This window comes from Rothia sp. (in: high G+C Gram-positive bacteria) (assembly GCF_030540545.1).
In the GTDB taxonomy this organism is placed as follows: domain Bacteria; phylum Actinomycetota; class Actinomycetes; order Actinomycetales; family Micrococcaceae; genus Rothia.
On sequence record NZ_JAUNVZ010000003.1, the window covers coordinates 51837 to 75849 of the forward strand.

A 24013-nucleotide genomic window follows, 5' to 3' on the forward strand; every position below is an offset into this window, starting at 1 on the left:
TTTCTTGAGGTGAATTCTTCGGCGATATCACGCCGGCAGGGAAAGCAACAGTCCCCAAATAGATTAACTACCGCCTAGCGTGCGACACTGAAACTATGAACTCTACGCTTGAGCCCAGAACCCGCGAACAGATTATGACCCGCATTGTCACCGACACGCAGATCAGTTTCCGTCGTGTCCGCGCCGCTCTGCGCCTGCTCGAGCAGGGCTACTCCGTGCCCTATATCGCCCACTACCTCAAGGCTGAAACCGGGGCTCTGCGCGATGTGCAGTTGCGTGCTATCCAAAGCCTATACACCCGGCTGCTGCAGCTTGAAGAGCAGCGCCGCGCCACCCATATGGAGCTTTTGCGTGCCCTGAAAGAAGAGCGCCTGGATCCCCTCAGCTACGAGCAGCTGCGCGAGGCACTGGATGCTGCTCAGAGTCAGCGCGCCATCCGTGAGCTCTACGCACCCTATGAAGAATCCGTGACCTCCCGCGCGCAATGGGCGCTCGCACTGGGGCTGGACGCCCTGGTGGAGGATCTGCTGGAGGTGCCCCTGGCGCAGGTGGGCGATATTGCCTCCTCCTATATCACCGGGGATGAAGAAATCCAGGAGCTGCGCTCCCTCGGATTGGACGCCATCACCAGCGTGGAGCAGGCTCTAGAGGGTGCCTACGCAATTCTTGTCGAGCGCGCCCTGACCGACCCGCAGCTGGGCGATACTCTCTATCAGCAGCTGCGCGCCCGAGGTATGATTTTCGCCTCCCGAGCTGCAGAGTCTGAGGGACAGAAGACCCCGATTTCTGAGGAAGAATCCCAGAAATTCGCCGATTATTTTGATTTTAGCGAGAGCATTGCCGATATCCGCCCCCACCGTGTGCTGGCGCTAGCTCGCGGCGCAAGTGCCGGGGTGCTCAGCTGCCGGGTGGATGTTGCGCCCGCACAGCCCGAGAGCGAATATATTCAGGCTCGCGCACCCTACGAGCGTGCCCTGGCGGCTGCCCTGCGTATTCCCGCCCAGGCGCTGAACACCGTTGAGGAGAGTACCACCGGTGGTGCCGATCAGCGCGTAATTGCCTGGCTGGCGGCAAGCGTGCGCTCCATCTGGGAGCAGAAGCTGCTGCCTCGTTTGCAGAACCGTATTTTTGAGAGCCTGCAGGATAGCGCTCGGGATGAAGCCGTGCAGATTTTTAGCGCCAATGTGCGCGATATGCTCCTGGCACCGGCAGCTGGCGAAGCGGTCACGATGGGCATTGCCCCCGGCTTTAAATCCGGTGCTAAGTGTGCCGTGGTTTCGGCTACCGGTCGCGTGCTGGAAAGCTTTGTCATTTTCCCCCTGGCGCCCCACTATGACCGCGCTGCCGCTATTGCCATGCTTTCCGGTGCCATAGCGCGCCATCAGGTGCAATTGCTGGCTCTTGGTAGCGGCTCGGCTGCCTCTGCCCCTATGCAGGCTCTGCTGCAGGATATGCTGGAGGGCTTGAACGGCGAGGCGCCGGCGATTGTACCGGTTTCCGAAGCCGGGGCTGCAGCCTACGCTACCTCAGCTCTGGGTGAGGCGGACTTCCCGGAGCTTGACCCGAGCCTGCGCGGCGCGGTCTCGATTGCCCGCCGCGTGCAGGATCCCCTGGCGGAGCTGGTGAAAATCGACCCGCAGATGCTTGGCGTTGGCCTATACCAGCACGATGTGAGCGCTGAGACTCTACGCGCTGCCCTGGCGGCAACGGTGCAGGATTGCGTGAACGCCGTGGGCGTGGATGCCAATACCGCCTCTGAGCAGCTGCTGGCGCAGGTTGCCGGTCTGGATGAAGACTCCGCCCGCGCCCTGGTTGCCTACCGTACCGAACACGGCCCCTTTATGAGCCGCGCTCAGATTGCTCAGGTGCCCGGTCTTGAACCGAAGATGTACCGTCAAGCAGCGGGCTTTATGCGCGTGTACTCTAATGAGCCCGGCGCGCACCGACTGGATGCCACCAGCATTCACCCCGAGCACTATGAACTGGCTCAGCAACTACAGGAAGAGACCCCCGATCTTAACGCTGAGCGTCTGCCCTCCATGCGCCGCGCCATGATTGAGGCCCAATACGGCCCCTATCTGCTGGGCGATATTCTCGGTGCCCTGCAGGCTCTGGAAGCCGGACAGCAGGATACCGTGCGCGCGCCCTTTAGCCCGCCCAAGCTCACCAGTACCATTAGCCGTTTTGAACAGCTGCGCGAGGGCATGATCCTGGAGGGCACCGTGACCAATGTGGCGTCCTTTGGCGCCTTTGTGGATGTTGGCATCTCCCAGGATGGCCTGCTGCATATTTCGCAGATGAGCCGTTCCTTTGTCTCCAACCCGCACGATATTGTGCGCAGCGGCCAGCGCGTGCGCGTGCGCGTGGTCTCGGTGGATGCACGCCGCCGCCGAGTCTCCCTCTCCCTGCTACTGCAGGATTAAGCTAGAGAGAGTCTTCCGTATCGGGACGGAAGAGCTCGCGCACATCGGCAACGCCCAGGGCGGTGGAACCAAAGCTTTCATCGCCCACCAGGGCGTCAAAAAGCTGCGCCTTGGATTCCTTGAGCTCCATAACCTTCTCTTCAATGGTTCCGCGCGCCACCAGACGGTAAATATGCACCTCACGCTCCTGACCAATACGGTGAATGCGGTCCACCGCCTGCGCCTCCGCCGCGGGGTTCCACCAGGGATCCATAATAAAGCAGTGGTCCGCCTCGGTCAGGTTCAGACCAAAGCCACCGGCCTTGAGCGAAATCAGGAAAATAGGTGCCGCTCCCTGGCGGAATTGATCAAGAACAGCCCCTCGATCGCGGGTGGAGCCATCCAGATAGAGATAGTCCAGAGAGTGAGCCTGCAGGGCGGCGGCAATACGCTTCAAAAAGCCGGTAAATTGGCTAAAAATCAGCACCTTAGAGCCGCTATGAATTAGAGCCGGTAGCTGCTGTAGCAGGTAGTCAATCTTAGCGCTCGACACGCCCTCATAGCGCTCCGGGTCAACCAGGGCTGCATCCAGAGCCAGACGGCGCAGCAGGGCCAGGGACTGGAAAATGGTAAAGCGGTGCTTATCAATATCCTCCAGTAGACCCAGTACCTTCTGGCGCTCGCGCTGCAGGTGAGTGTCATAAATACGGCGATGCGTGGGCGCCAAATCCAGCACCACGCGCTCATCATTTTTCGCCGGGAGCTCCTGAACCACCTGCTCCTTGGTACGACGCAGCATCAGCGGGCGGATACGCCTCTTGAGACGCTCCAGCTCGGGGATCTGCTGCTCACCCTCAGCACGGGCAGCCTCAATGGCGCGCACATAAAGCTCTTTAAACGTACGCGCGGAGGGGAAAAGCCCGTCGGCAACCAGGGCACAGAGCGCCCAGAGTTCCATCAGATTATTCTCAATGGGCGTGCCGGTCATGGCGAGCTTGAAGTCGGCGGGCACCTCGCGCGCCACTTTCCAGGCTCGAGTGGTGGCGTTTTTGACGAATTGAGCCTCATCGAGAATAAACGCGCCCCAGCTGCCGCCGGGAATATCCGGGTCAATAAATTCCTGCTCGTCCAGGCGCAGCAGAGCGTAACTGGTGATAACTAGCTGCGCGCCGGCAATACGGGACGCCACGCTATAACCACTCTTAGAGGAAGACTCGCTGAGCACCGCAACCTGAATATCGGGTAGGAAAGCCGCGGCTTCCGCCTGCCAATTGGCAACCACGGAGGTCGGGGCGACCACCAGGAAAGGGGAGAAAGGCATGGGTTCTTCGCCCGCAGCCGCACGCTGCTCATTGAGCGCCTCGTGGGTCTCTAGAGCGTGGGAGAGCAGAGCCATTGCCTGCACGGTTTTACCCAGACCCATATCGTCGGCAAGAATACCTCCCAGTCGGTGTTTATAGAGGAACGCCAGCCAATTGAGCCCCTCCTGCTGATAGGGACGTAAGGAAGCATGTAGAGCGCTACCGACAGAGGCTTCGGGTAAGATAGGCTCGTTTTCGCTGTGCGTATCGAGCAGGGTGCTCAGAGAGCGCACCTGCTCATCCCAGCGCGCTACGCTCTGCACCGAAGACGCCAGCTGCTCCAGCTCATTCCACAGGCTGGATTGGTGGCGATTAATCTCCAGCTCATGGGAACGGTCATTGAGAGCCCTAGCTTCGCTCATGAGCGCTCGCAGGGCCGCAAATTCGGGGCGCAGCAGGGAGAAATAGGTGCCATTGCCCAGCAGCATACGGTCCTGCTGCTTATCCAGCGCCTCGAAGACTTGGGAGAAGGGAACATGCCAGTCGTTGACCTTCAGCGCAATGCCCAGACCGAACCAGTCACGACGAGAGGTATCGGTGACTTGAATCTCGATGATCGTATTATCTACTTCGCGGAATGAGGGAACCTCACCGCGCAAACGCACCTGAACCCCCGGAATACGGCGCAGAACCGGCAGCAGGCGCGAAAGAATCTCCATAGTCTCCCAGCCCTCGTAGCGGCTGGGCTCAAACCCGGAATCCATAAAGGAAAAAGGCGCGCGGGCAAGGCGCACGGCACGCATAACCTTCGCCTCATACCGGCTATCGCGCGGCACGGGAGTCTCCTCACCCGCATAGCCCACCGCGGGCAGCACGCACATAGACGAGGCACTATCGCTTTCGGTGGGATCGGCAGGGTATTCCCACGCCCAGCTTAGGCGCGCATCGTGAGCAATCTGCTCATCAAAATCTATGCTCAGCACCAGCTGAGGCGGGCGCACGCTCGGCAGAGCCAGCGCAGGATCGGGGGTCAACGCCGGAATGGAACGCACCAGAGAGGGCAAGAATTCGCGCACAAAGCTGGGGCGCTCGGCAGCGGGAATCACCAGGGAATCCGTATTGACCAGGGAAGCGGCAATATCATCCAGAGGCTCGGTCAGGGGAATAAAGAGCAGATCTACACCCGCAGGAATATCCGGAAGCTGAGTGCTTAGCTGAGCTGCAGACTCTACAGACTCGGTGCCTGACGCAACCTTCGACTCAGCGGCGGGCTCAGCATCGAGAGTAAATTCAACCAGATGCGCTTGATCGGCAGCGCCTGCCTTGACGCTATTCCACAGGGCAGCAGAGGCAGCCTGCTCATAGTCCTTCTGCGCCTGAGCACCCAGAGCAATAAAACCGGTGCGAGGCTGACCGACCGGGTGCGCCTCATGAGCGGGCACAATCAGTTGACGAACACGCTGGTTCTCGCGAGCCTCCCAACTCAAAGCCGCGTGCAGACTCAAATCCTCGGAATTCTCCCCGGAGGCAGAAAAGAGAGTGCGCATCTGTGCCGGCGGCATGACGGCATAGGAAACCTCCCGCCCATCCAGCAGTAGGGGCAGATCAATAGAACGCGCTCGCTCCAATAACTCCCAGAGCAGAGCCGAGGAGGTCGAAGAGAGGGAAATCCAATACCTATGGGAGCTATAGGCCGATTGCCAGGGGCGCGCCAAGGAATAGAGCTCGGTGAAGAAACGATCATGCTCGGGGTATATACCGCTACGTGATACGGGGCTCACGCCGCTGAGGGCAAAATTCTCCCAGCTCAAGCCGCCCTTGACCCAGCGACCGGTATGAGAACGCTTAACCGGTCGCGCCATGAGATTAATGACGGGCTTCTGACCGCTCATAGCTCGACCCATAGCGCGGGAGGTGGAAATATTCAGGCTCAAATCCAGGGCAGCGGGAACCAGAGCACCATCGTGAATAGAGGCTAAGGGGCGAGCGGCAAGAATATGGGATAAATCCCTCTTCCACGCGCTCATACGGGAAGCAGACTGCTGTTCCCGCGCAGAAGGCGCCGAAGAAGCCAGGGGAGGCAGTGCCTCCAGATCCAGAGTGCCCTCTACCGCAGTTCCCCGTGCGTCCGCGCCAGATGCCGCGCCATATGCCGGAGCAGAGACCGGTGCAGAATCCCTGTATGTCTGAATATCTTCTTCAAGTTTGCGAGCGGTAGTCAGCCCCGCCAACTTGGGGTTGGCCAGCAGGGACTCAATCTCGGGGGCGTTACGCTGCCCGGCGCGGGTTGCCTTGGGCTCGGGTGCATTGGGGTCGGGAATATTGAGTGCTTTACGCGCTCGCGCTGCCTGCTCCACGGCGGTAACCACCAGCGCCACCGCATGCTTGCACACGGTGCGCACGGGGCAATCGCAGTTCACGCTCAGGGGGCGCTCCCCGCTACCAATACGCACGGTGCATTCATAGGGCACCGCCAGGGATCCGGCGACCTGTCCGCTCAGGGTTCGAGTCTTTTCATCGTAGCTATAGCGAACCACCGCACCTTCGCGTGCGTAGCGTTGGCCGCGCGTGTACACCGTATTGCCCACCTGGCGAATAATGGCGGCGGTGGTAATGGGAATCTGCGGGAAAGCACTCATGCCCCCATTATCTCAAGAGGCACTCGGGCGCAGGACAGATCGGGTGCATATTCGAGCCCAGCGAAAGGGGCTGGGGGAGGTAAAAAAATATTTCGGAAATTTTTCGGGGCGGTGTTTACAAAGACAGAAAAGGTGTTGTAAGCTGTACTCAGCTTCAAGAATTTCGACTGATAAGCTCCGACTATGGTCGAATGCCAACCCCATGTTCACGGGTGGCTCGGATGACGAAGCGGTTTGTATTCGCCGCCCACGCGCGGTAACCGGTACAGGCAAGAGCAACGCGAAAGGAACGCGCATTTAGCGCAGGTTGTCACATGTACAACAGCTCTGCAACTGAAGCAGTCACTCTCAACCCCTCCCGTACTTTCCAGGAAAGCCTGCGTGCAGCATCCGTGCCCGCACGCAATGGCTACACCGCGGTGAGCATTCAGGATTACGAACGTATTTCTTCCCGTCGCGATGAATTTCTGAACTTCCTGCTGCTGCCCAACCCCGAGGGCATTCCCGCTATTGAATACGCGGGTCTGCGCGTGGCATAGCCCAAAAGATTCTCTACCGTCCCCTTCACGCCTGAACACCGTGGAGGGGACGTTTTTGTATCTGCGGGTGTTCTCTGTAAGTAGGGGAGAGAGCCTATTGAACGAGGGCAGAAGTGCTGACCATGAAATATTTCGCCTGCGGCTACACTGCACGCTCTAAGATTCGGTAGCATAGAAGAATGAACTTTTCTGGTATGCTCCTCGACTCGGATGTGCTGGCTGAAATTCGTAAGGCCACCCCCGACCCTAAAGTGGTCGCCTTTTTACGTCGACGAGCATACCGCCATATGTACATTTCCGTGCTGAGCGTGGGTGAGCTCAAGGGGCTCTACCCCTATCCGGAGACCGAACGCTGGATTGCAGAGCTGCTGGAACGCTTTGATGATCATGTGATTGATATTGATGCGCGCGTGAGCCTGCAATGGGCTGGACGTAATGCTGCCCCCGGATCCGTGGGTGCTGGGCGTGTGGATGCGGCGCCCCTGCCCACCGCGGCTCTTGAGGGTCTGATCTGTGCCAGTGCGATGGTGCACCAGCTGGAGATTGTCTCCTCTAAGGCGGATATTTATCGTGCCTGGGGTGCTACGGCGTCCAATCCCTGGGTTGAGGATTAAATCGCCGTACACTACGTGCGAGCCCGGTAGCTTACCGGGCTCTTTCTATGAGGGAACCATCTCTTCTCACTCACAATCCAAGTCTATATAGCCTGCTATCTATATGCGCCGTGCGCTAGGTAAACCGCTTATTTCATGGCATGATGGAAAGATAATGAAAAGCAGCATTTCTGAACCCCGCACTCTACGGCGTATGCCCCTGTGGCTTCAGGGCGCCCTCAATCTTTCATTGACCGCCCTCGCCTCCGCCCTGGCAATTCTTGCTATCCTGACGGCAATCTGGGCAAGCAATGGTTTTGAAACCATGAGCCTAACGCCGCTGGTACGCATGACCGGCCATTTCTGGCTGCTCATTCACGGAGTGCCGCTGAACCTTAGCCAAGTCTTTGGCGCTGGGGCTCCCGAAGCGACCCTGACTCTCATTCCCCTTGGCCTGAGCGTCATTCCGCTGCTGCTTTGCTTTGGTGCGGGCCGACGCCTGGCGCGCGCCTCCTATGAAGGCGAATTCTTTGTGCCCGTACTCAGCGGGTCCATTGCCTACGGCATTTTTAGCTCCGCGCTCTATGCCCTGAGCGCCGATTCTTCCTCCCCCCTGGCAATTCTGGGTGCTGCTTTTATTCCCCAGGTCATTGTCTGGTTAGGTGTTGTGCTGGGCGGTTTCTACGAGTCCCGATCCCTGGCACGTATGGTCGGCGTGGATACCGCCGAGCAGATTTCCCATATGAGCCAGTACTCTCGCTGGGCGGGATCCTATGTTTGGGCGGTAGTGCGCGCTGCCTTTGTTGCCTGCCTAGCGTTGGTTGTTACCGGTTCCCTGGTGCTGGGTATTGCTATTACCACCCACTGGGCGCAGATTGTGACCGTTTATCAGGAACTGAATGCGGGACCGGTGGGCGATAGCGCCCTGAGCGTGCTGCAGCTAGGCTTTATCCCCAATATGGTTATCTACGCCATGAGCTGGTCCACCGGCGCCGGCTTCTTCTTTGGTACCGGCACCCACGTGGGCCTGGAATCAACCGTCATGGGCTCCGTGCCCATGCTGCCCATTACCGCAGCTATTCCGGCATCCCTGGGCCCCTGGGGGTACACGGGTCTGCTGGCATCGGTGGGCGCGGGCGTATGCGCGGGCATTTGGTTTCTGCGCGAAGGCGAGGATCACCTCGAAGAGTGGCTGTGGGTCAAGACCCGCATGCGCTTTATCTCCTACCCCGTGGCGGCTCTGGGTACCGGCCTGCTGGTGGGCGCTCTGAGCGCTGTGGTGATGGCGGCTCTGGGCTGGGCTGCCTCCGGTTCGTTGGGTCTGGGTCATTTCACGCAGATCGGTGTGGGTCCGGCTGATTTTGCCCTGGGCGCTTTTGTGACCCTGGGGGCAGGCACTGCCCTGGGTAATATGCTTGCGCGCGTGGTCATTCATGACGAGAGCCGTTCCCTGCCGCGCTTTGCTCGTGAACCCGAGCTCAGTAGTGATGCTGAGGTGAACCGCGCAGCTAAGACTCAAGAGAAGAGCGCAGAAGAGAGTGCGGATGCATCGCAGCAGAGCGAGGGGTCGGTGCGCGCTAAGCGTTCTTTGCGCGGTCTTAAGCTTTCCCGTCGTGCTTCTGACACTGAGGAAGTCACTGCCTCTGAGATCTCTAGCGAGATTGCTGAAACCGAAACCAGCGCTGAAATCGTAGCGGAAGAGCCCGTTGAAGAGAGCGCACCTGCTCCCCGCCGCCGTAGGGATCCTCTGCTATCTATGAGCCGTATCTTTGCTCCCGCGCGCACTCGAACTGAGAGCGACGCTAATATCTCGGTTGAAGAGTCCGAAGAGATTATGAGTGTTAGCTCCGTGGATGAGAGCCTGCTGGAGCCGGTGTCTGAGCAGGATAGCGCAGAAATTCAGGCGCTCAATGAGCAGTTGCACTCGGAGTATTCTGCTGAGTCTATGGGTGCTGACTCTATCGGTGCTGAATCCGCCGACACCGAATCTGCCGATAATTCTGCCGGGGAGATTGTTGCACCGGCTCATACCGAATCTGACATTGAGGACGCTTCGGAGGGTGCTCTGGAACCTGAAGAGCACGCTTCCGAAAACTCCGACTCTGAGCATCAGGAAGAATCTGAGGCCCCGGCAGAGGACTCTGAGGACAGCTCCAATACTTCCGATACTCGGCAAGAGCCCGAAGAGTATCCGGTGATTACTCGCCGTCGCCGCCGTCCCGTGGGCACCCTACCCCGAGATCTGAAGTGGCCAACCTTCTAAACATGACATAAAGAGCGTGCGTCGCGTACCCGACAAAGGTACGCGGCGCACGCTCTATAGTCTAAGAATTAGCGCCCGGAAACACCCGAGACCGCATTATCCTGGCATTGCTGCAGCTCGCTGACGGTCAGCGCATTCTCCGCACAGGAGCGCGCATCATTGACCGAGGGCAGCAGCAGCGCCGTCAGGCTCATCATGAGGGTTCCCAGCGAGAGGAACATAGCCATGCCGACAACAATATAGGTCAGCGCCGGGCCGCGGAAGGACGCGCAACGCACAATCACGGTCACACCCAGGCCAATGGTCGCAGCGGCGAAAAGGAAAGCGACCACCAGCCACAGGGTACCGGGCAGGGTCATTGCCCAGGTGGCGGCAAACATGCAGGCAAGAGCGCCCCAGGTCATGGCGCGCACGCTGCGTAGCTTGGCGGAGCGTTCTTCTTCGCTCAGTTGAGGGCGCGCAGGTGCCGGCTGCTGATAATACGCAGGAGGTACCTGCTGAGGCTGCGCCTGGTGAATCTGCGCGGGCTGAACCGGCTGTACAGGTTGAACCGGCTGTGCTGGCGCCTGCTGAGCGTTCTGCTCGGCCGCGGGTGCCTGCACGGGCGCGTTCTGCACAGTAGTGTTGTGCTCGTGGCTTGCGGGCTGTTCGTGGCTCGCGGGCTGCGAGGGGGTGGGGCTTTGAGACATATCTCTAGGGTACCGGAGAAGGGCTCAACGTTGAATTTTTCACATTGACGCCTTAAAGCACTCCGCCCGGCTGTGTGCGCCCCGCCGGTACGATAGACTGGAGGAGTGCGTATTGTGATTATGGTCTCCGGCTCTGGTACAAATTGTCAAGCGGTTTTGGATGCGGTGGCATCCGGCGCCCTCTCCGCCGATATTTTGGCGGTTGGTGCTGATAAGCCCTGCACCGGTATTGAGCGCGCTCGCGCCGCCGGTGTTGAAACCTTCCTGGTGGAACCCAAGGATTTTGAATCTCGCAGTGACTGGAACCGTGCTCTGGAAGAAAAGATTGCTTCCTACGCCCCCGATTATGTCCTCTTCGCAGGCTTTATGCGCATTGTTGACGCGCAGCTGGTCTCCCGTTTTGAGAACCGCATTATTAATACTCACCCGGCTCTTCTGCCCTCCTTCCCGGGCGCTCACGGTGTGCGTGACGCCATGGCGCACGGTGTAAAGATTACCGGTGTGACCGTGCACTTTGTGGACTCCGGTGTGGACACCGGCCCGATTCTGGCGCAGGCAGCTGTTCCCGTGCTGCCCGAGGATACCGAAGAGTCCCTGCACGAACGCATTAAGGAACAGGAGCGTCCGCTTCTGGTTGCTACTCTGGCCTCCCTGGCCTCCTAAAGCTGCCCACACGGCATATGACCCCGGCAGCTTGATGAGCTGGCGGGATACAAGAAAAGCGGGCTACACCCGTTGACCCATCCACGAAAGAATCTGGAGTATCTGTGTCTCTTATTCAGCTCGATCGCGTGCCTCTGCGCCGCGCCCTGATTTCCGTATACGATAAGACCGGTTTGGCGGAATTGGCTCAGGGTCTGCACGCAGCTGGCGTGAGCCTGGTGTCCACCGGTTCCACCGCCTCCACCATCGCGGCTGCCGGTGTTCCGGTGACCGAGGTGAGCGAAATTACCGGTTTCCCGGAGGTTCTGGAGGGTCGCGTGAAGACCCTGCACCCGCGTATCCACGCCGGTATTCTGGCTGACCGCCGCAAGCAGGACCACATTGATACCCTCAAGGAACTGGATGTTGAGGCATTCGACCTGGTGGTTGTGAACCTGTACCCCTTCGTTGAGACCGTGGCAGCCGGCGGCACCCAGGACGAAATCATTGAGAAGATCGACATTGGCGGTCCCTCCATGGTGCGCGCAGCGGCAAAGAACCACGACGCTGTTGCAGTGGTCGTTGACCCCGCCGACTACGATGCTGTGATCGCTGCAGCTCAGGACGGCGGCTTCTCCCTGGCAGCACGCCGCCGCCTGGCAGCAAACGCTTTCGCTCACACCGCAGCATACGATAACGCCGTGGCAGAGTGGACCAGCCAGCAGTTCGCCAACGATGAGGATGCCTCCTTCTTCCCGCCCTACGCCGGCGTGAACTTCGAGCGCAGCGAATCCCTGCGCTACGGCGAGAACCCCCACCAGCAGGCAGCTCTCTACGCCGAGGTGAACCCCACCCCCGGTATCGCTCAGGCTGAGCAGCTGGGCGGTAAGGCAATGAGCTACAACAACTACGTGGATGCCGACGCAGCTCTGCGCGCAGCCTACGACTTCGATCAGCCCGCTGTTGCCGTGGTCAAGCACAATAACCCCTGCGGTATTGCTGTAGCTTCTGCCGATGCAGCCGACCCGATCGCTGAGGCACACGCAAAGGCCCACGCCTGCGACCCGCTCTCTGCATACGGTGGTGTGATTGCCGCTAACCGCGAGGTGACCCTGGCAATGGCAGAGACCGTTAAGGGTATTTTCACCGAGGTTATTGTGGCTCCCTCCTACCAGCCCGAGGCTCTGGAAGTGCTGCTGACCAAGAAGAACCTGCGCGTGCTGCAGCTACCCGAGGGCTTTGAGCGCCCGGCTATTGAGTACCGTCAGATTTCCGGTGGCGCTCTCTTCCAGGAAGCTGACCGCCTGGACGCTGAGGGTGACAACCCCGCTAACTGGCAGCTGGTTGCCGGCGAGGCAGCCGATGAGGCAACTCTGCGTGACCTTGAGTTCGCATGGCGTGCCCTGCGCGCACCGAAGTCCAACGCTATTTTGCTGGCGAATAACGGTGCCGCTGTGGGTATTGGTATGGGCCAGGTGAACCGCCTGGATTCCTGCCGCTTGTCGGTGGAGCGCGCTAATACTCTAGCGGGCGATGAAGAGCGTGCACGCGGTGCGGTTGCTGCATCGGATGCATTCTTCCCCTTCGCTGACGGTCTGGAGGTGCTGCTGGCTGCTGGCGTGCGCGCTGTGGTTCAGCCCGGCGGTTCGATTCGCGATGAAGAGGTTATTGCAGCTGCCCAGGCTGCTGGCGTGACCATGTACTTCACCGGCACCCGCCACTTCTTCCACTAAGAATTACGTCTTAGACTGTGCGCTGAACGTGGATAAGTCCTAAAGCGTATATGACGGGCATGCGTCTGGATATTCTCCGGCGTGTGCCCGTCTTTTTATGGGCGAAGAGGGCGTGCGGGATGCGCAATGGGGTGTAAAAACGTTAGGATTGAAACGTGCCTAAAGTCAGCGAAGAATATAAAAAGAACCGCCGCGCCGAAATCATCGCCGCGGCGCGCGAATGCTTCAGTAAAAACGGCTACCAGAAAACCTCCATGAGCGAGATTATTGCCGCATCCAACCTCTCCGCTGGAGCCATCTACAACCATTTTGAATCCAAGCATGAGATCATGCTTGCCGCCGCCGAACTGGACTACGCGCCCTTCGAAAAAATCAAAGCGGACGCGCCCTGGGACTATGTACTCGGCTGCCTGAAAGTACTCGATGCACCCAAGCTGCGCCGCTTCCTGCTGATCACCTGGGGCGAGGCGGTTACCGACCGTGAACTGGCTGCCGTGGTCTCCACCCAGCTGCAGACCCTGCGCGACCTGGCGCTGGAGCGCTACCGCCGCTGGGCTATTGAGACTCTGGGAGCACAGGAAGATCAACTGGAGGCATTCCTTGACTCTACGGGAGCTGCGATTCTCTCTGTGCTCACCGGCTACACGGTGCAGACTCAGCTGTTGGCTGGCGCGAAGAGCGAGCAAGCGCGTGACGCTTATTTGAGCTACGCTCTGGCAACCTTGGACCTTTCGGGCGAATAGCACCCGCACATACACAGTCCCCGGACACCGCGATAGAGGGTGTCCGGGGATTGCTTTAAGCACCTTGCTCAGCCCTTGGACCGACGTCTTAAATCTGACTATCGTCCGAGAAATGAACGGGGTACATTCACGTCTGGTCAGGGGCATTCAGCTTAGCTATACTTGAGAGTAATGTATAGCACATCATAGTGTTGAATTTTTATCCCAGCGCCTAATCCCGCGCCCAACTCTGGAGAGAGCATGACTGAGATTAACCCGACCGCAGAGGCGGCAGCAACCCTGCTGGAAACTCCCCTGGAAGTTTTCGACCCCGAGGTTGCCGAAGCCATCACCCTGGAACGCCGCCGCCAGCAGAACACCCTGGAAATGATCGCCTCCGAGAACTTCGTGCCGCATTCGGTGCTGCAGGCTCAGGGTTCGGTCCTGACCAATAAGTACGCTGAGGGCTACCCCGGCCGTCGCTACTACGGTGGCTGCGAATACGTGGATATTGTTGAGTCCCTGGCTATTGAGCGCGTGAAGGCTCTCTTCGGTGCCGAGCACGCCAATGTGCAGCCCCACTCCGGCGCGCAGGCAAATAACGCCGTTATGCACGCCCTGCTGAACCCGGGAGATAAGATTATGGGTCTGTCCCTGGCACACGGCGGCCACCTGACCCACGGTATGAAGCTGAACGTCTCCGGTAAGCTCTACGAGGTTGTCGCCTACGAGGTGGGCGAGGACGGCCGCGTGGATATGGAGAAGGTGCGCGAGCTGGCTCTGGCTGAGCGCCCCAAGCTGATTATTGCCGGCTGGTCGGCATACCCTCGTCAGCTGGATTTTGCCGCTTTCCGCGCTATTGCTGATGAAATTGGCGCCTACCTGTGGGTGGATATGGCTCACTTCGCGGGCCTGGTGGCAGCGGGTCTGCACCCGAACCCCGTGCCTCACGCTCATGTGGTTTCCTCCACCGTGCACAAGACTCTGGGTGGTCCGCGCTCGGGCTTCATTCTGTGCACCGAGGAGCTGAAGAAGAAGATTGACTCGGCTGTGTTCCCCGGTCAGCAGGGCGGCCCGCTCATGCACGTGATCGCTGCAAAGGCTACCGCTTTTAAGCTGGCTGGTACCGATGAGTTCAAGGATCGTCAGCAGCGCACCATTGAGGGCGCTCAGATTCTGGCGCAGCGCCTGACCGCTCCCGATATGGTTGAGGCGGGCGTTTCCATCGCTACCGGCGGCACTGATGTGCACCTGGTGCTGGTGGACCTGCGTAACCACAAGTTCAACGGTAAGGAAGCCGAGGATGCCCTGCACGCAGCCGGTATTACCGTTAACCGTAACGCCGTGCCGAATGATCCTCGCCCGCCGATGGTCACCTCCGGTCTGCGTATCGGTACCTCCGCTCTTGCCACCCGCGGTTTCGACGCCCAGGGCTTCACCGAGGTTGCCGAGATTATTGCTCAGGTGCTGCTCGGTGGCGACACTGCGGCTCTGCGCCAGCGCGTGGATGCTCTGTGCGAGCGTTACCCGCTGTACCGCGGCAGCGATGAGTGGAACTCCTAAACCGCTAACTTAATCTAAAACCCGCCCTGGTTATCCACTGCTGGAGAGCCCGGGCGGGTTTTCTCTGCCCATATGCTGCGTGTATGGTGGCGCACACGGAGGTGACGGGGGATAATGGTAGTACCTATGTCCCGGTAACTTGATTGACCGGGCAATAATGAATCAACATATTGGAGGATTCCATGCCGAAGATTTTGGACGGTACCGCCACCGCAGCCGCCATTAAGTCCGAACTGATTGAGCGCGTTGAGGCGCTCAAGGCCAAGGGTATTACCCCCGGTCTGGGCACTGTGCTGGTGGGCGACGACCCCGCTTCTCACTCCTATGTGGGTGCTAAGCACCGCGATTGCGCTGAGATTGGCATTAACTCCATTCGCGTGGACCTGCCGGCTGATATTAGCCAGGAGCAGCTGGAAGCCGAGATCGACAAGCTGAACAATGACCCGGAGTGCACCAGCTACATTGTGCAGCTGCCCCTGCCCAAGCATCTGGATACCAACCGCATTCTGGAAAAGATTGCCCCCGAAAAGGACGCTGACGGCCTGCACCCGACCAACCTGGGCAAACTGGTGCTTAATGTTTCCGAGCCGTTGGATTCGCCCCTGCCCTGCACCCCCAATGGTGTGATTGAGCTGGTGAAGCGTCACGGTATTGACTGGTCGGGTAAGAATGTTGTGGTGCTCGGTCGCGGTATTACCGTGGGTCGTCCCCTGGGTCTGCTGCTGACCCGCCGCGAGATTAACGCGACCGCTACCCTGGCTCATACCGGCACTGAGAACCTGGATGAGGTTCTGCGCGAGGCGGATGTTATTGTCGCCGCTGTGGGTGTTGCTCATGTGCTCAAGGAGCACCAGGTCAAGGACGGCGCTATTTTGCTGGATGTTGGTGTTTCCCGCGTTGAGGATCCCGAGACCGGTAAGAAGAAGCTGCGTGGCGATATCTCTCCTGAGGCTGCAGAAAAGGCTTCCTGGGTTTCCCCGAACCCCGGCGGTGTGGGGCCGATGACTCGCGCCATGCTGCTGGTGAATGTGGTGGAGACCGCCGAGCGTAACGCTCGCTAAGCTGAGCTAATAACAGATAATGCCCCGTATCCTTGGCGGATACGGGGCATTATCTTTAAGTGTTCTTAGGCTATATCCTCCTGCCCAAGGAATCCACATGAGCTAGAGAATAATCTCGTAAAAATAGGAATCCTGAGTGTAGAGGGTACGGCTATGCTCCACGGGAATACCTGTATCGGTGTATCCGATCACGCTCACATCCATCATTGCCTGACCGGGCTCAATGAGCTGATTAAACTCTTCATAATCATCCACGGTGCTTAGCGTTGCACCCACGCGCATGGTGCCGTGGCGCATGGCAAAGGCACTGCCTTCGAGCTGTTCAAAAATATTGCTGCCCTGGTTCACCGGCTGACCCATATTTTCCATCATTGCCTGCAGTAGAGCTTGGCCTGCGTCGGGGGAGAGGTGAATGCGCTCGTAGCCAATGATTTCCTGATCCGACAGGCGCAGGCGGCGCACATAGAGTACGGAGGTGCCCGCTTCAAGACCCAGGGATGCGCAAATAGCTTCTTCAGCCTCTACCCACTGGGTGGCAATGACGCGCGTGGAGCCTTCGTGGCCGCGCTGGGACATATCCTCCAGATAGGAGCACATACGCGGGGTGAAACGCGCCTGATTGCGCGGGGCAATATAGCTGCCGGAGCCGTGCACATTGTAGATGTGGCCGCGCTCGGTCAGCAGGGAGAGGGCATTACGCACGGTTTGGCGGCTGACGCTAAATTGCTCCTGCAGGGTGCGTTCGGGCGGCAGACGGTCGCCGGGCTCTCCCACAATCACATAGCGCTGCAGCAGGTACTGGGCGAGCTGCTCATACTTAGTTCCGGGTACCGGCGGCAGTTCACGGTCGGGGTAAATGACCGGTTCGCAATCCTGGGCACGATTCAGGTGCGGCAGGGGGTAGCCGGGGTCAGCGTTTTCTGTGTGTGAGGAGCGAAGCATTGTTTTATTTTACCCTGTGCAGTCCTGCACGCCTAGAGCTGGCATAATGGTTAGAGTATGTCCGGGCACAGGATTCGGACTGCACTGTACCCACTAGTCCAGCTGAAGGGAATGCCATGAGCCGCCCCGCTAAGAGCCTGCGCGTTGCCAGTGTGAATGTCAACGGTATTCGTGCCGCCTATAAAAAAGAGATGGCAGCATGGCTGCAGGAGCGCGATGTGGATATCCTCTGCCTGCAGGAGGTGCGCGCCCCCGATAAAATCGTGCGCGAGCTGCTGGATGAGAGCCAGTGGTCTATTCTGCACGCCGAGGCGGCTGCTAAGGGCCGTGCGGGCGTGCTGATTGCTACCCGCTTGACCCCCAATAGCAATGGTGAACTGCTAGAGAATCAGCCCGTGGCTACCCGCAGCGATATTGGTGAAGAGTACTTTGCCGATTCGGGCCGCTGGGTGGAGGCTGACTATACGCTTCCTAATGGACAGTCCCTGACCGTGGTTAGCGCCTATGTGCATTCCGGTGAGGTGGGCACCCAGAAGCAGGACGATAAGTACCGTTTCTTGGAGCGTATGCTGGTGCGCATGCCCGAACTTGCCAAGCACAGCGACCACGTGCTGATTGTGGGCGATTTGAACGTCGGTCACACCGAGTTGGATATTAAGAACTGGAAGGCAAACCAGAAGCGCGCGGGCTTTTTACCCGAGGAGCGCGCCTACTTCGATAAGTTCTTTGGCGAGATCGGCTATGTGGATGTAGCCCGCTCTCTTGCCGGTGAAGTACCCGGCCCCTACACCTGGTGGTCCTACCGCGGCCAGGCATTCGATAATAACGCCGGCTGGCGCATCGATTACCAGATGGCAACCCCCGCACTGGCAGCCCTTGCCTCCAACGCCACCGTGGACCGCGCAGCAAGCTACGATGAGCGCTTTAGCGACCACGCGCCCCTGGTAGTGGACTACCTCTTCTAAACTCCGCACCCCGTATACGGCACTCTAGATTTCAAAGGACAACACATGACCGAACAGATGATTGAAACTCAGGATAAGTCCCTGATTCCCAACGCCAGCGTAGATAAGGTGCGCGTGTTCTCCGGCGCCCAGCCTTCGGCTGATTCCCTGCACCTGGGTAACTACATTGGTGCGGTCAATAACTGGGTGGCCCTGCAGAATGACCCCGGCAATGAGTCCCTGTTCTTCATTCCGGATCTGCACGCGGTGACCGTGCCTCAGGACCCGGCGGTGCTGCGTGAGCGCACCCGCATGACCGCAGCCCAGTACCTGGCGGCGGGCATTGACCCTGAAAAGGCATCCCTGTTCGTGCAGTCCCATGTTCCCGAGCACACCCAGCTGGCGTGGGCGCTGAACTGCATTACCGGTTACGGTGAGGCTGCCCGCATGACCCAGTTCAAGGACAAGTCTCAGAAGCAGGGCGCCGATAATGCTTCGGTGGGTCTGTTCACCTACCCGATTCTTATGGCTGCCGATATTCTGCTCTACCAGGCGGATGTTGTGCCCGTGGGTGAGGATCAGCGCCAGCACCTGGAGCTGACCCGCAACCTGGCTCAGCGTTTCAACTCTCGTTTCGGTCAGACTTTTGTGGTGCCCGAGCCGGTGATCCTGAAGACCACCGCGAAGATTTACGATCTGCAGAACCCGACCTCCAAGATGTCTAAGTCTGCAGAGAGCGATAAGGGTCTGATTAAGCTGCTGGATGACCCGAAGAAGACCGCTAAGAAGATTAAGTCCGCCGTGACTGATGACGGCTCTGTGATTGCTTTTGATCGCGAAGCTAAGCCCGGCGTGTCCAATCTGCTCTCGATTTACTCGGCTCTGACCGGTGAAGAGATTGATACTATTGTGGCTCGCTACGAGGGTAAGATGTACGGTCACCTCAAGGTGGATCTGGCTGATCTGGTGGTGGAGAAGCTCGACCCGATTCGCCTGCGCGCCCTGGAACTCATGGACGACCCGGCTGAGCTGGATCGACTGCTGGCTATTGGTGCTTCCAAGGCTCGTGAGATTGCCTCGGTGACCATTGAGAACGTGTACGATGCTATGGGCTTTTTGCCCGCGTATAAGGGCTAAGGACCGTGGCGATAGTGCCTGCGGGTACGGGCGATCATGAGGCGGATGCCCTGATCGCTGCCGTATCCGCCGAGGCGAGCTCGCAGCCGCCTTCTTCACCGACCCTGCTTGAGGGCAAGAGCTATCTGAGTCTGATTGCCCATGTGCCGGCTCAGCTGAGCGCACGCGTGCTGGATTTCAAACGCTCTGTGGGGCTTGAGGACCCCATGAACGCCCATATTACGGTGTATGTGGGGGAGCTGACCGATGAGCGTGCTCAGATGCTCTCCAGTGCAGAGTTTGCTCGCTCTTTGCAGCAGCTGGGTACTTTCCAGACGGCTTTGGGCGCTGTGGCATCTTTCCGCCCGGTGACCGAGATTGATTATTTGGCGGTGACCGAGGGCTTTGAGCATTTTGAGAGCCTGCGCGAGCGGTGTATTGCGGCTCTGGGTAAGAGCGCTTCACCTTTTCCCTATGTGCCGCATATGACTCTGGGTAATGGGCTTTCTGAGGCGCAGCGTGAGCAGCTGGAGCGTGAGTTCTCGAGCCTGCCGGCTCAGGAGGAGCGTTTTATGGTGCGTACTCTGCATGCCTATGCTTTTGATGGTTCGCTCTGGCAGCCTCTGGGTGCTATTGCTCTGGATGGCGGCTGTGCCGAAGCGAGCGAATCTGTCGACGGCGGCTAAGCTCTGACTGTGCTTATCGCACAGTGTTCATAAACTTCATAGAGGGGACTTCCCTCTAGGGGCGCCCTGCCCGTATGTCTTTGATGAGAAGATATGCGTGCAGGGCGCCCCTGTGCTTTATCCGTGTATTCCGCGGAATGTCGCTGAAGAGGGGAGTGATGGAAGCGTAGATATATAAAGAGATATTTATGTATCAAAATACTTTTATATGAAGAAAAGTTCTCATTATGTTAGAGTTGGACACAGCTCAACACACCGTATATATCGGCGCGCTCCATAGCTCGGTGGCAAGCGATGGGGCGCACATAGAAAAGAGGTTTCACGTGTCCGCTTTGTCGTCTCTATCCCGCCGCTCCCTTGGATTGGGAGCACTGGCGCTCTCTATGAGTATGATTGCCTCCGGCTGCGCATCCTCCGCACCCAGCTCGAATAGCAGCAGCGTCGCAAGCTCCAGCACAAGCGCCGCCGAAACCCAGGCACCCATTGTTGAAGGCGCGGGTGCTACCAGCCGTATTGCCCTGACCTATGACGGTGGCATTATGGTCATTGACGCCAAGGATATGAAGGTGCTCGAAGACATTAAAGCCGAAGGCTTCTTGCGCCTGAGCGATGCGGGCGATAACCGTCACCTGGTGGTCGCTGACGGCAACACTTATACCTTCCTGGACACCGGTATCTGGTCGGTAGCCCACGGGGATCACTCCCACTACTACCGCACCGCCCCGAGCCTGTCTTCCCTAAAGATTGAAGCCGACCACACCGGCCACGTGATTGGCGATAACGGTCGTGTAGCTGCCTTTGCCGACGGCACCGGCTCCTTCGCCGTCTACGACCCGGCGGATTTGGTGCACGATAAGCGCACCGCCTCCCACCTGGAAACCACCGTGACCAAGCTGGCGCAGCCCCACCACGGCTTTGCTATCCCGCTGGAAAATGATCAGTACCTGGTGGCAGTGGGCGATTCCAAGACCCGCACCGGTGCAGCAGTGGTGGATAAGAACGGCACAATCCTTGTTGAAAACTCCCAGTGCCCCGGCGTGCACGGCGAGGCTATTGCGGCGAATAAAACCTTTACCGTGGGTTGCACCGACGGCGTGCTGATTTATAAGAACGGCGCCTTTACCAAGGTCACCAACCCCGACAACCCCTACTCTCGCTCGGGTAACCAGGCGGGTCACCCCGACTCGCCCTATGTGCTGGCGGACTACAAGACCGATAAGGACGCCAAGCTCGAGCGCCCCGAAAAGTTCGCGATTATTGATACCCTCAGCAATGAGCGCCGCGTGTACTCCCTGCCTGCCGGCGTGAGCTACACCTTCCGCTCCCTGGCTCGCGGTCCCAAGGCGGAGGCGCTGCTGCTGACCACCGACGGCAAGCTGCGTATTTTTGACCCCGCGACCGGTGCTCAGCTCTCCGAGCTGTCCGTGATGGAGCCCTGGAGCGAGTCTGAGACCTGGCAAGATCCGCGCCCGGCTATCTGGGTGGACGGCAAGATTGCCTATGTGAGTGATCCTGCGACCAAAAAGCTGCACGCTATCTCCCTAGCGGATGTCAGTGCGCCCAAGCTGCAGCTGAGCATGGATCTGCCCCATGTCCCCAATGAGATTAATGGCGTGAGCTCCTCCAAGGCAGCACCCGTTGAGGCACTTGCCCACTAAAGGCGTGTAGCGGCTGATCGGCTCATGAGCGCCTGGCAAGCTTATGTTATGACATAAAAACTATGCCCCGGATATCTGAATAGATATCCGGGGCATATGCGTTTAGTCAAGCTTTAGGGCTTAGAGCAGGTTATCCAGGCCGCGAGCCTTAACCTCAGCCACAGCGTCCTTGACCTGCTGAGCCTTGGAGCGCGGTGCCACCAGCAGAGCGTCGTCGGTATCAACCACCACAATGTCATCCATGCCGATGACGGAAATGGTGCGCTGAGTCTGAGAGACAATAATGCCGGAGCAGCCGTGGTTCAGAACCTTGGTCTTATCGCCCAGAATGGTCATGGGTTCGCCGCTCTTCTCCTGGTTCAGGCGAGCAACGGCGTCGAAATCTCCCACATCATCCCAGGAGAAGGAACCGGGAACCATTGCCACATCTCCCGCAGCTGCGGCGGGTTCAGCCACAGCGTAGTCAATAGCGGTCTTGGGCAGGGTGGGCCATACGCGCTCCATGACCTCTTCGCGAGAGGGGGTGTCCCAGGCGGTGGCGATTTCCATAATGCCGGCGTAGAGCTCGGGCTCATTGGCTTCCAGGTGCTCGAGCATCAGGGCTGCGGGAGCCACAAACATACCTGCATTCCAGGTGTACTCGCCGGATGCAAGATATGCAGCTGCGGTGTCGGCATCGGGCTTTTCCACGAAGGAGTCCACGGCGAGGGCGTGCGGTGCCTCGTCAATATTCAGGGACTTGGTGGCGCGGATATAACCAAAAGCGGTGGAGGGCTCGGTGGGGGTAATACCAATCGTGACCACCTTGCCGGTAGCTGCGGTAATCACAGCTTCGCTTACCACCTTCTGGAATTCCTCCACGGGGCTGATCACGTGGTCAGCTGCAAAGGAACCAATAATGGCCTCGGGCTCGCGCGCGTGAATAATAGCGCACGCCAGACCGATTGCTGCCGCCGAGTCCTTGGGGGAGGGCTCGAGCACCATATCGGTGCCGCGCAATTCGGGCAGCTGCTGGGTAACGGCATTGGCATGGGAGGCGCCGGTGACAACCATGACGGAGCCGTTGCTCAGGGGAGCTAAACGGTCGTAGGTATCGCGCAATAGGGAATTGCCCGAATCGGTAAGATCCAGCAGGAACTTCGGCGCGTGTGCGCGGGAGAGCGGCCAGAGGCGAGAGCCTACGCCACCTGCGGGAATGAGGGGTCGAAATCGAGTAAGTGCAGTATTCATCATCTCTAGGATAGCGGGCAAAGTGTCATGTACTGAATTGTTTAACGTTTTACCCAGCAAACACCCAGGTTGAGCTTGGTCACATAAGGTGTGCATTAGTTCCGCGAGCTGGTGCGGTAAAAGTGGATATGGCTACTTAAACTTTCTCTAATTATTTTGGTATTTTCAACAAAAACACCCCGACAGCCTGTCAATAAGCTGTGAATTTTCCTGGTATCTTGAAGGTATATCGGACAATTAACCACGTTCGGGAATAGCATCCCATCGCGTTGCGGAAAGACCCGCAATACGTGCTAATCCCGCAACGACATGCAGGAGGTTATTCAGTGCTGACTAAAAAGGGCACTCTCTACCGCGGCCGCTGGGGTATGTGGTCATGGGTAGCGCACCGTATTACCGGTATCGCTATCTTCTTCTTCCTTCTTGTGCACGTGCTTGATACCGCCGTTGTGCGTATCTCGCCCGAGGCATATAACAGCGTGCTGAGCCTGTACAAGAACCCGATTATGGGTCTGGGCGAGCTCGGCCTGGTCGCCGCTATCGTGTACCACGCGTTCAACGGTATCCGCATTATCCTCATTGATTTCTGGGGTCCTGCAACCAACGCTAAGGTTGAGCACATTCAGGCGCCCAATAAGGACGGCGTGATTGAGACCAGCCAGAAGGCAAGCTACACCCACATCGTTCTGCTCTGGGGCGTTCTGGTGCTCTGGGCTCTGACCGTTGCTGGCTTCGCAGCCCGCCACCTGCCCCACGTCTTTGGAGGTCACTAAGCCATGGCTATTCCCCTTAAGTCTCGCGTCTCCACCCCGCGCCTGCGCGATAACAAGATCGATGGCGTGAAGTACAACCGCTCCTCCTCCAAGCGCAATAACTTCGAAATGTTCGCTTGGCTGGGTATGCGCGTCTCCGGCGTGCTGCTGATTGTCCTGATTTTCGGTCACCTCTTCGTTAACCTGATGGTCGGCGACGGCATTAAGGCTATCGACTTTGGTTTCGTCGGCGGTAAGTGGGCGAACCCCTTCTGGCAGGTTTGGGATCTGCTGCTGCTGTGGCTGGCTATGCTGCACGGCACCAACGGCATCCGCGTCATTATTGACGACTACGCTGAAAAGGATTCCGTCCGCGCATGGTTGAAGATTATTCTCTTCCTGGCATCGGCATTCGTGCTCCTGGTTGGCACTCTGACCATCTTCACCTTCGAGCCCTGCCCCGCGGGCGCAAGCCCCGATCTGCTGGCAAGCTTCTGCTCTGCACGCTAAGCTCACTTAATTTTCACGGAGAAAGATT

The 24013-nt window shown here is 58.6% G+C and carries 19 protein-coding genes and 1 riboswitch; of the genes, 15 read left to right on the plus strand and 4 right to left on the minus strand.

Annotated features, from left to right (window positions below):
• Positions 1 to 95: 95 nt before the first annotated feature.
• On the plus strand, positions 96 to 2423 hold the full coding sequence (locus Q4P78_RS03370; RefSeq protein WP_303338908.1) for a Tex-like N-terminal domain-containing protein: 2328 nt from the start codon (positions 96 to 98) through the stop codon (positions 2421 to 2423).
• Position 2424: 1 nt separating this feature from the next.
• Here Q4P78_RS03370 and Q4P78_RS03375 read toward each other — a convergent pair whose 3' ends face one another.
• The gene (locus tag Q4P78_RS03375; RefSeq protein WP_303338909.1) at positions 2425 to 6342 is read right to left on the minus strand and encodes a DEAD/DEAH box helicase; all 3918 of its coding nucleotides are present in this window, start codon (positions 6340 to 6342) and stop codon (positions 2425 to 2427) included.
• A 152-nt stretch (positions 6343 to 6494) separates the two neighbouring features.
• A riboswitch (SAM riboswitch) is annotated at positions 6495 to 6624 on the plus strand.
• Positions 6625 to 6656: 32 nt separating this feature from the next.
• Between Q4P78_RS03375 and Q4P78_RS03380 the strand changes: the two genes are divergently transcribed.
• The 3 genes from Q4P78_RS03380 (at position 6657) to Q4P78_RS03390 (ending at position 9737) form a co-directional block, all read left to right on the plus strand.
• Positions 6657 to 6881 (plus strand): nuclease PIN, encoded by a 225-nt coding sequence (locus Q4P78_RS03380; RefSeq protein ID WP_303338910.1) that lies wholly within the window; start codon positions 6657 to 6659, stop codon positions 6879 to 6881.
• Positions 6882 to 7060: 179 nt separating this feature from the next.
• Positions 7061 to 7495 (plus strand): plasmid stabilization protein, encoded by a 435-nt coding sequence (locus Q4P78_RS03385; RefSeq protein WP_303338911.1) that lies wholly within the window; start codon positions 7061 to 7063, stop codon positions 7493 to 7495.
• Between the two features lie 193 nt (positions 7496 to 7688).
• Positions 7689 to 9737: a DUF6350 family protein gene (locus Q4P78_RS03390; protein WP_303338912.1), complete on the plus strand. Its 2049-nt coding sequence runs from the start codon at positions 7689 to 7691 to the stop codon at positions 9735 to 9737.
• Positions 9738 to 9805: 68 nt separating this feature from the next.
• Here the strand turns inward: Q4P78_RS03390 and Q4P78_RS03395 are convergent, their stop codons facing one another.
• Positions 9806 to 10426, minus strand: a complete 621-nt coding sequence (locus tag Q4P78_RS03395; protein WP_303338913.1) for a hypothetical protein — start codon at positions 10424 to 10426, stop codon at positions 9806 to 9808.
• A 120-nt stretch (positions 10427 to 10546) separates the two neighbouring features.
• Here Q4P78_RS03395 and purN point away from each other — a divergent pair, with 120 nt between their 5' ends.
• From purN to Q4P78_RS03420, 5 genes are all read left to right on the plus strand, one after another.
• Positions 10547 to 11089 carry a phosphoribosylglycinamide formyltransferase gene (gene purN / locus Q4P78_RS03400; RefSeq protein WP_303339095.1) on the plus strand — a complete coding sequence of 181 codons (543 nt, stop codon included), beginning with the start codon at positions 10547 to 10549 and terminating at the stop codon, positions 11087 to 11089.
• 104 nt (positions 11090 to 11193) lie between these two features.
• Entirely contained in the window at positions 11194 to 12801 is a 1608-nt protein-coding gene (gene purH, locus Q4P78_RS03405) for a bifunctional phosphoribosylaminoimidazolecarboxamide formyltransferase/IMP cyclohydrolase (RefSeq protein WP_303338914.1), read from the plus strand.
• 155 nt (positions 12802 to 12956) lie between these two features.
• The gene (locus tag Q4P78_RS03410; protein ID WP_303338915.1) at positions 12957 to 13544 is read left to right on the plus strand and encodes a TetR/AcrR family transcriptional regulator; all 588 of its coding nucleotides are present in this window, start codon (positions 12957 to 12959) and stop codon (positions 13542 to 13544) included.
• Positions 13545 to 13784: 240 nt separating this feature from the next.
• Positions 13785 to 15086, plus strand: a complete 1302-nt coding sequence (gene glyA, locus Q4P78_RS03415) for a serine hydroxymethyltransferase (protein WP_303338916.1) — start codon at positions 13785 to 13787, stop codon at positions 15084 to 15086.
• A 182-nt stretch (positions 15087 to 15268) separates the two neighbouring features.
• Positions 15269 to 16147, plus strand: coding sequence for a bifunctional methylenetetrahydrofolate dehydrogenase/methenyltetrahydrofolate cyclohydrolase (locus Q4P78_RS03420; RefSeq protein WP_303338917.1), 879 nt, complete (start codon positions 15269 to 15271; stop codon positions 16145 to 16147).
• Between the two features lie 102 nt (positions 16148 to 16249).
• Here the strand turns inward: Q4P78_RS03420 and Q4P78_RS03425 are convergent, their stop codons facing one another.
• Positions 16250 to 17089, minus strand: a complete 840-nt coding sequence (locus Q4P78_RS03425) for a GntR family transcriptional regulator (RefSeq protein WP_303338918.1) — start codon at positions 17087 to 17089, stop codon at positions 16250 to 16252.
• 116 nt (positions 17090 to 17205) lie between these two features.
• On the opposite strand from Q4P78_RS03425, the gene Q4P78_RS03430 reads away from it, so the two are divergent.
• The 4 genes from Q4P78_RS03430 (at position 17206) to Q4P78_RS03445 (ending at position 21493) form a co-directional block, all read left to right on the plus strand.
• The gene (locus tag Q4P78_RS03430; RefSeq protein ID WP_303338919.1) at positions 17206 to 18054 is read left to right on the plus strand and encodes an exodeoxyribonuclease III; all 849 of its coding nucleotides are present in this window, start codon (positions 17206 to 17208) and stop codon (positions 18052 to 18054) included.
• Between the two features lie 45 nt (positions 18055 to 18099).
• Positions 18100 to 19170, plus strand: a complete 1071-nt coding sequence (gene trpS, locus Q4P78_RS03435; protein ID WP_303338920.1) for a tryptophan--tRNA ligase — start codon at positions 18100 to 18102, stop codon at positions 19168 to 19170.
• Positions 19171 to 19175: 5 nt separating this feature from the next.
• Complete coding sequence (locus Q4P78_RS03440; protein ID WP_303338921.1) at positions 19176 to 19835, plus strand: 2'-5' RNA ligase family protein; 660 nt, start codon at positions 19176 to 19178, stop codon at positions 19833 to 19835.
• Positions 19836 to 20158: 323 nt separating this feature from the next.
• Positions 20159 to 21493, plus strand: a complete 1335-nt coding sequence (locus Q4P78_RS03445) for a hypothetical protein (RefSeq protein WP_368660891.1) — start codon at positions 20159 to 20161, stop codon at positions 21491 to 21493.
• 120 nt (positions 21494 to 21613) lie between these two features.
• Here Q4P78_RS03445 and Q4P78_RS03450 read toward each other — a convergent pair whose 3' ends face one another.
• Positions 21614 to 22723, minus strand: coding sequence for a mannose-1-phosphate guanylyltransferase (locus Q4P78_RS03450; RefSeq protein WP_303338922.1), 1110 nt, complete (start codon positions 22721 to 22723; stop codon positions 21614 to 21616).
• A 326-nt stretch (positions 22724 to 23049) separates the two neighbouring features.
• On the opposite strand from Q4P78_RS03450, the gene sdhC reads away from it, so the two are divergent.
• Both sdhC and Q4P78_RS03460 read left to right on the plus strand, forming a co-directional pair.
• Positions 23050 to 23496, plus strand: a complete 447-nt coding sequence (gene sdhC, locus Q4P78_RS03455; protein ID WP_303338923.1) for a succinate dehydrogenase, cytochrome b556 subunit — start codon at positions 23050 to 23052, stop codon at positions 23494 to 23496.
• A gap of 3 nt (positions 23497 to 23499) precedes the next feature.
• A complete protein-coding gene (locus tag Q4P78_RS03460; RefSeq protein ID WP_303338924.1) occupies positions 23500 to 23985 on the plus strand; it encodes a succinate dehydrogenase hydrophobic membrane anchor subunit in 486 nt (161 codons plus the stop codon).
• Positions 23986 to 24013 lie beyond the last annotated feature (28 nt).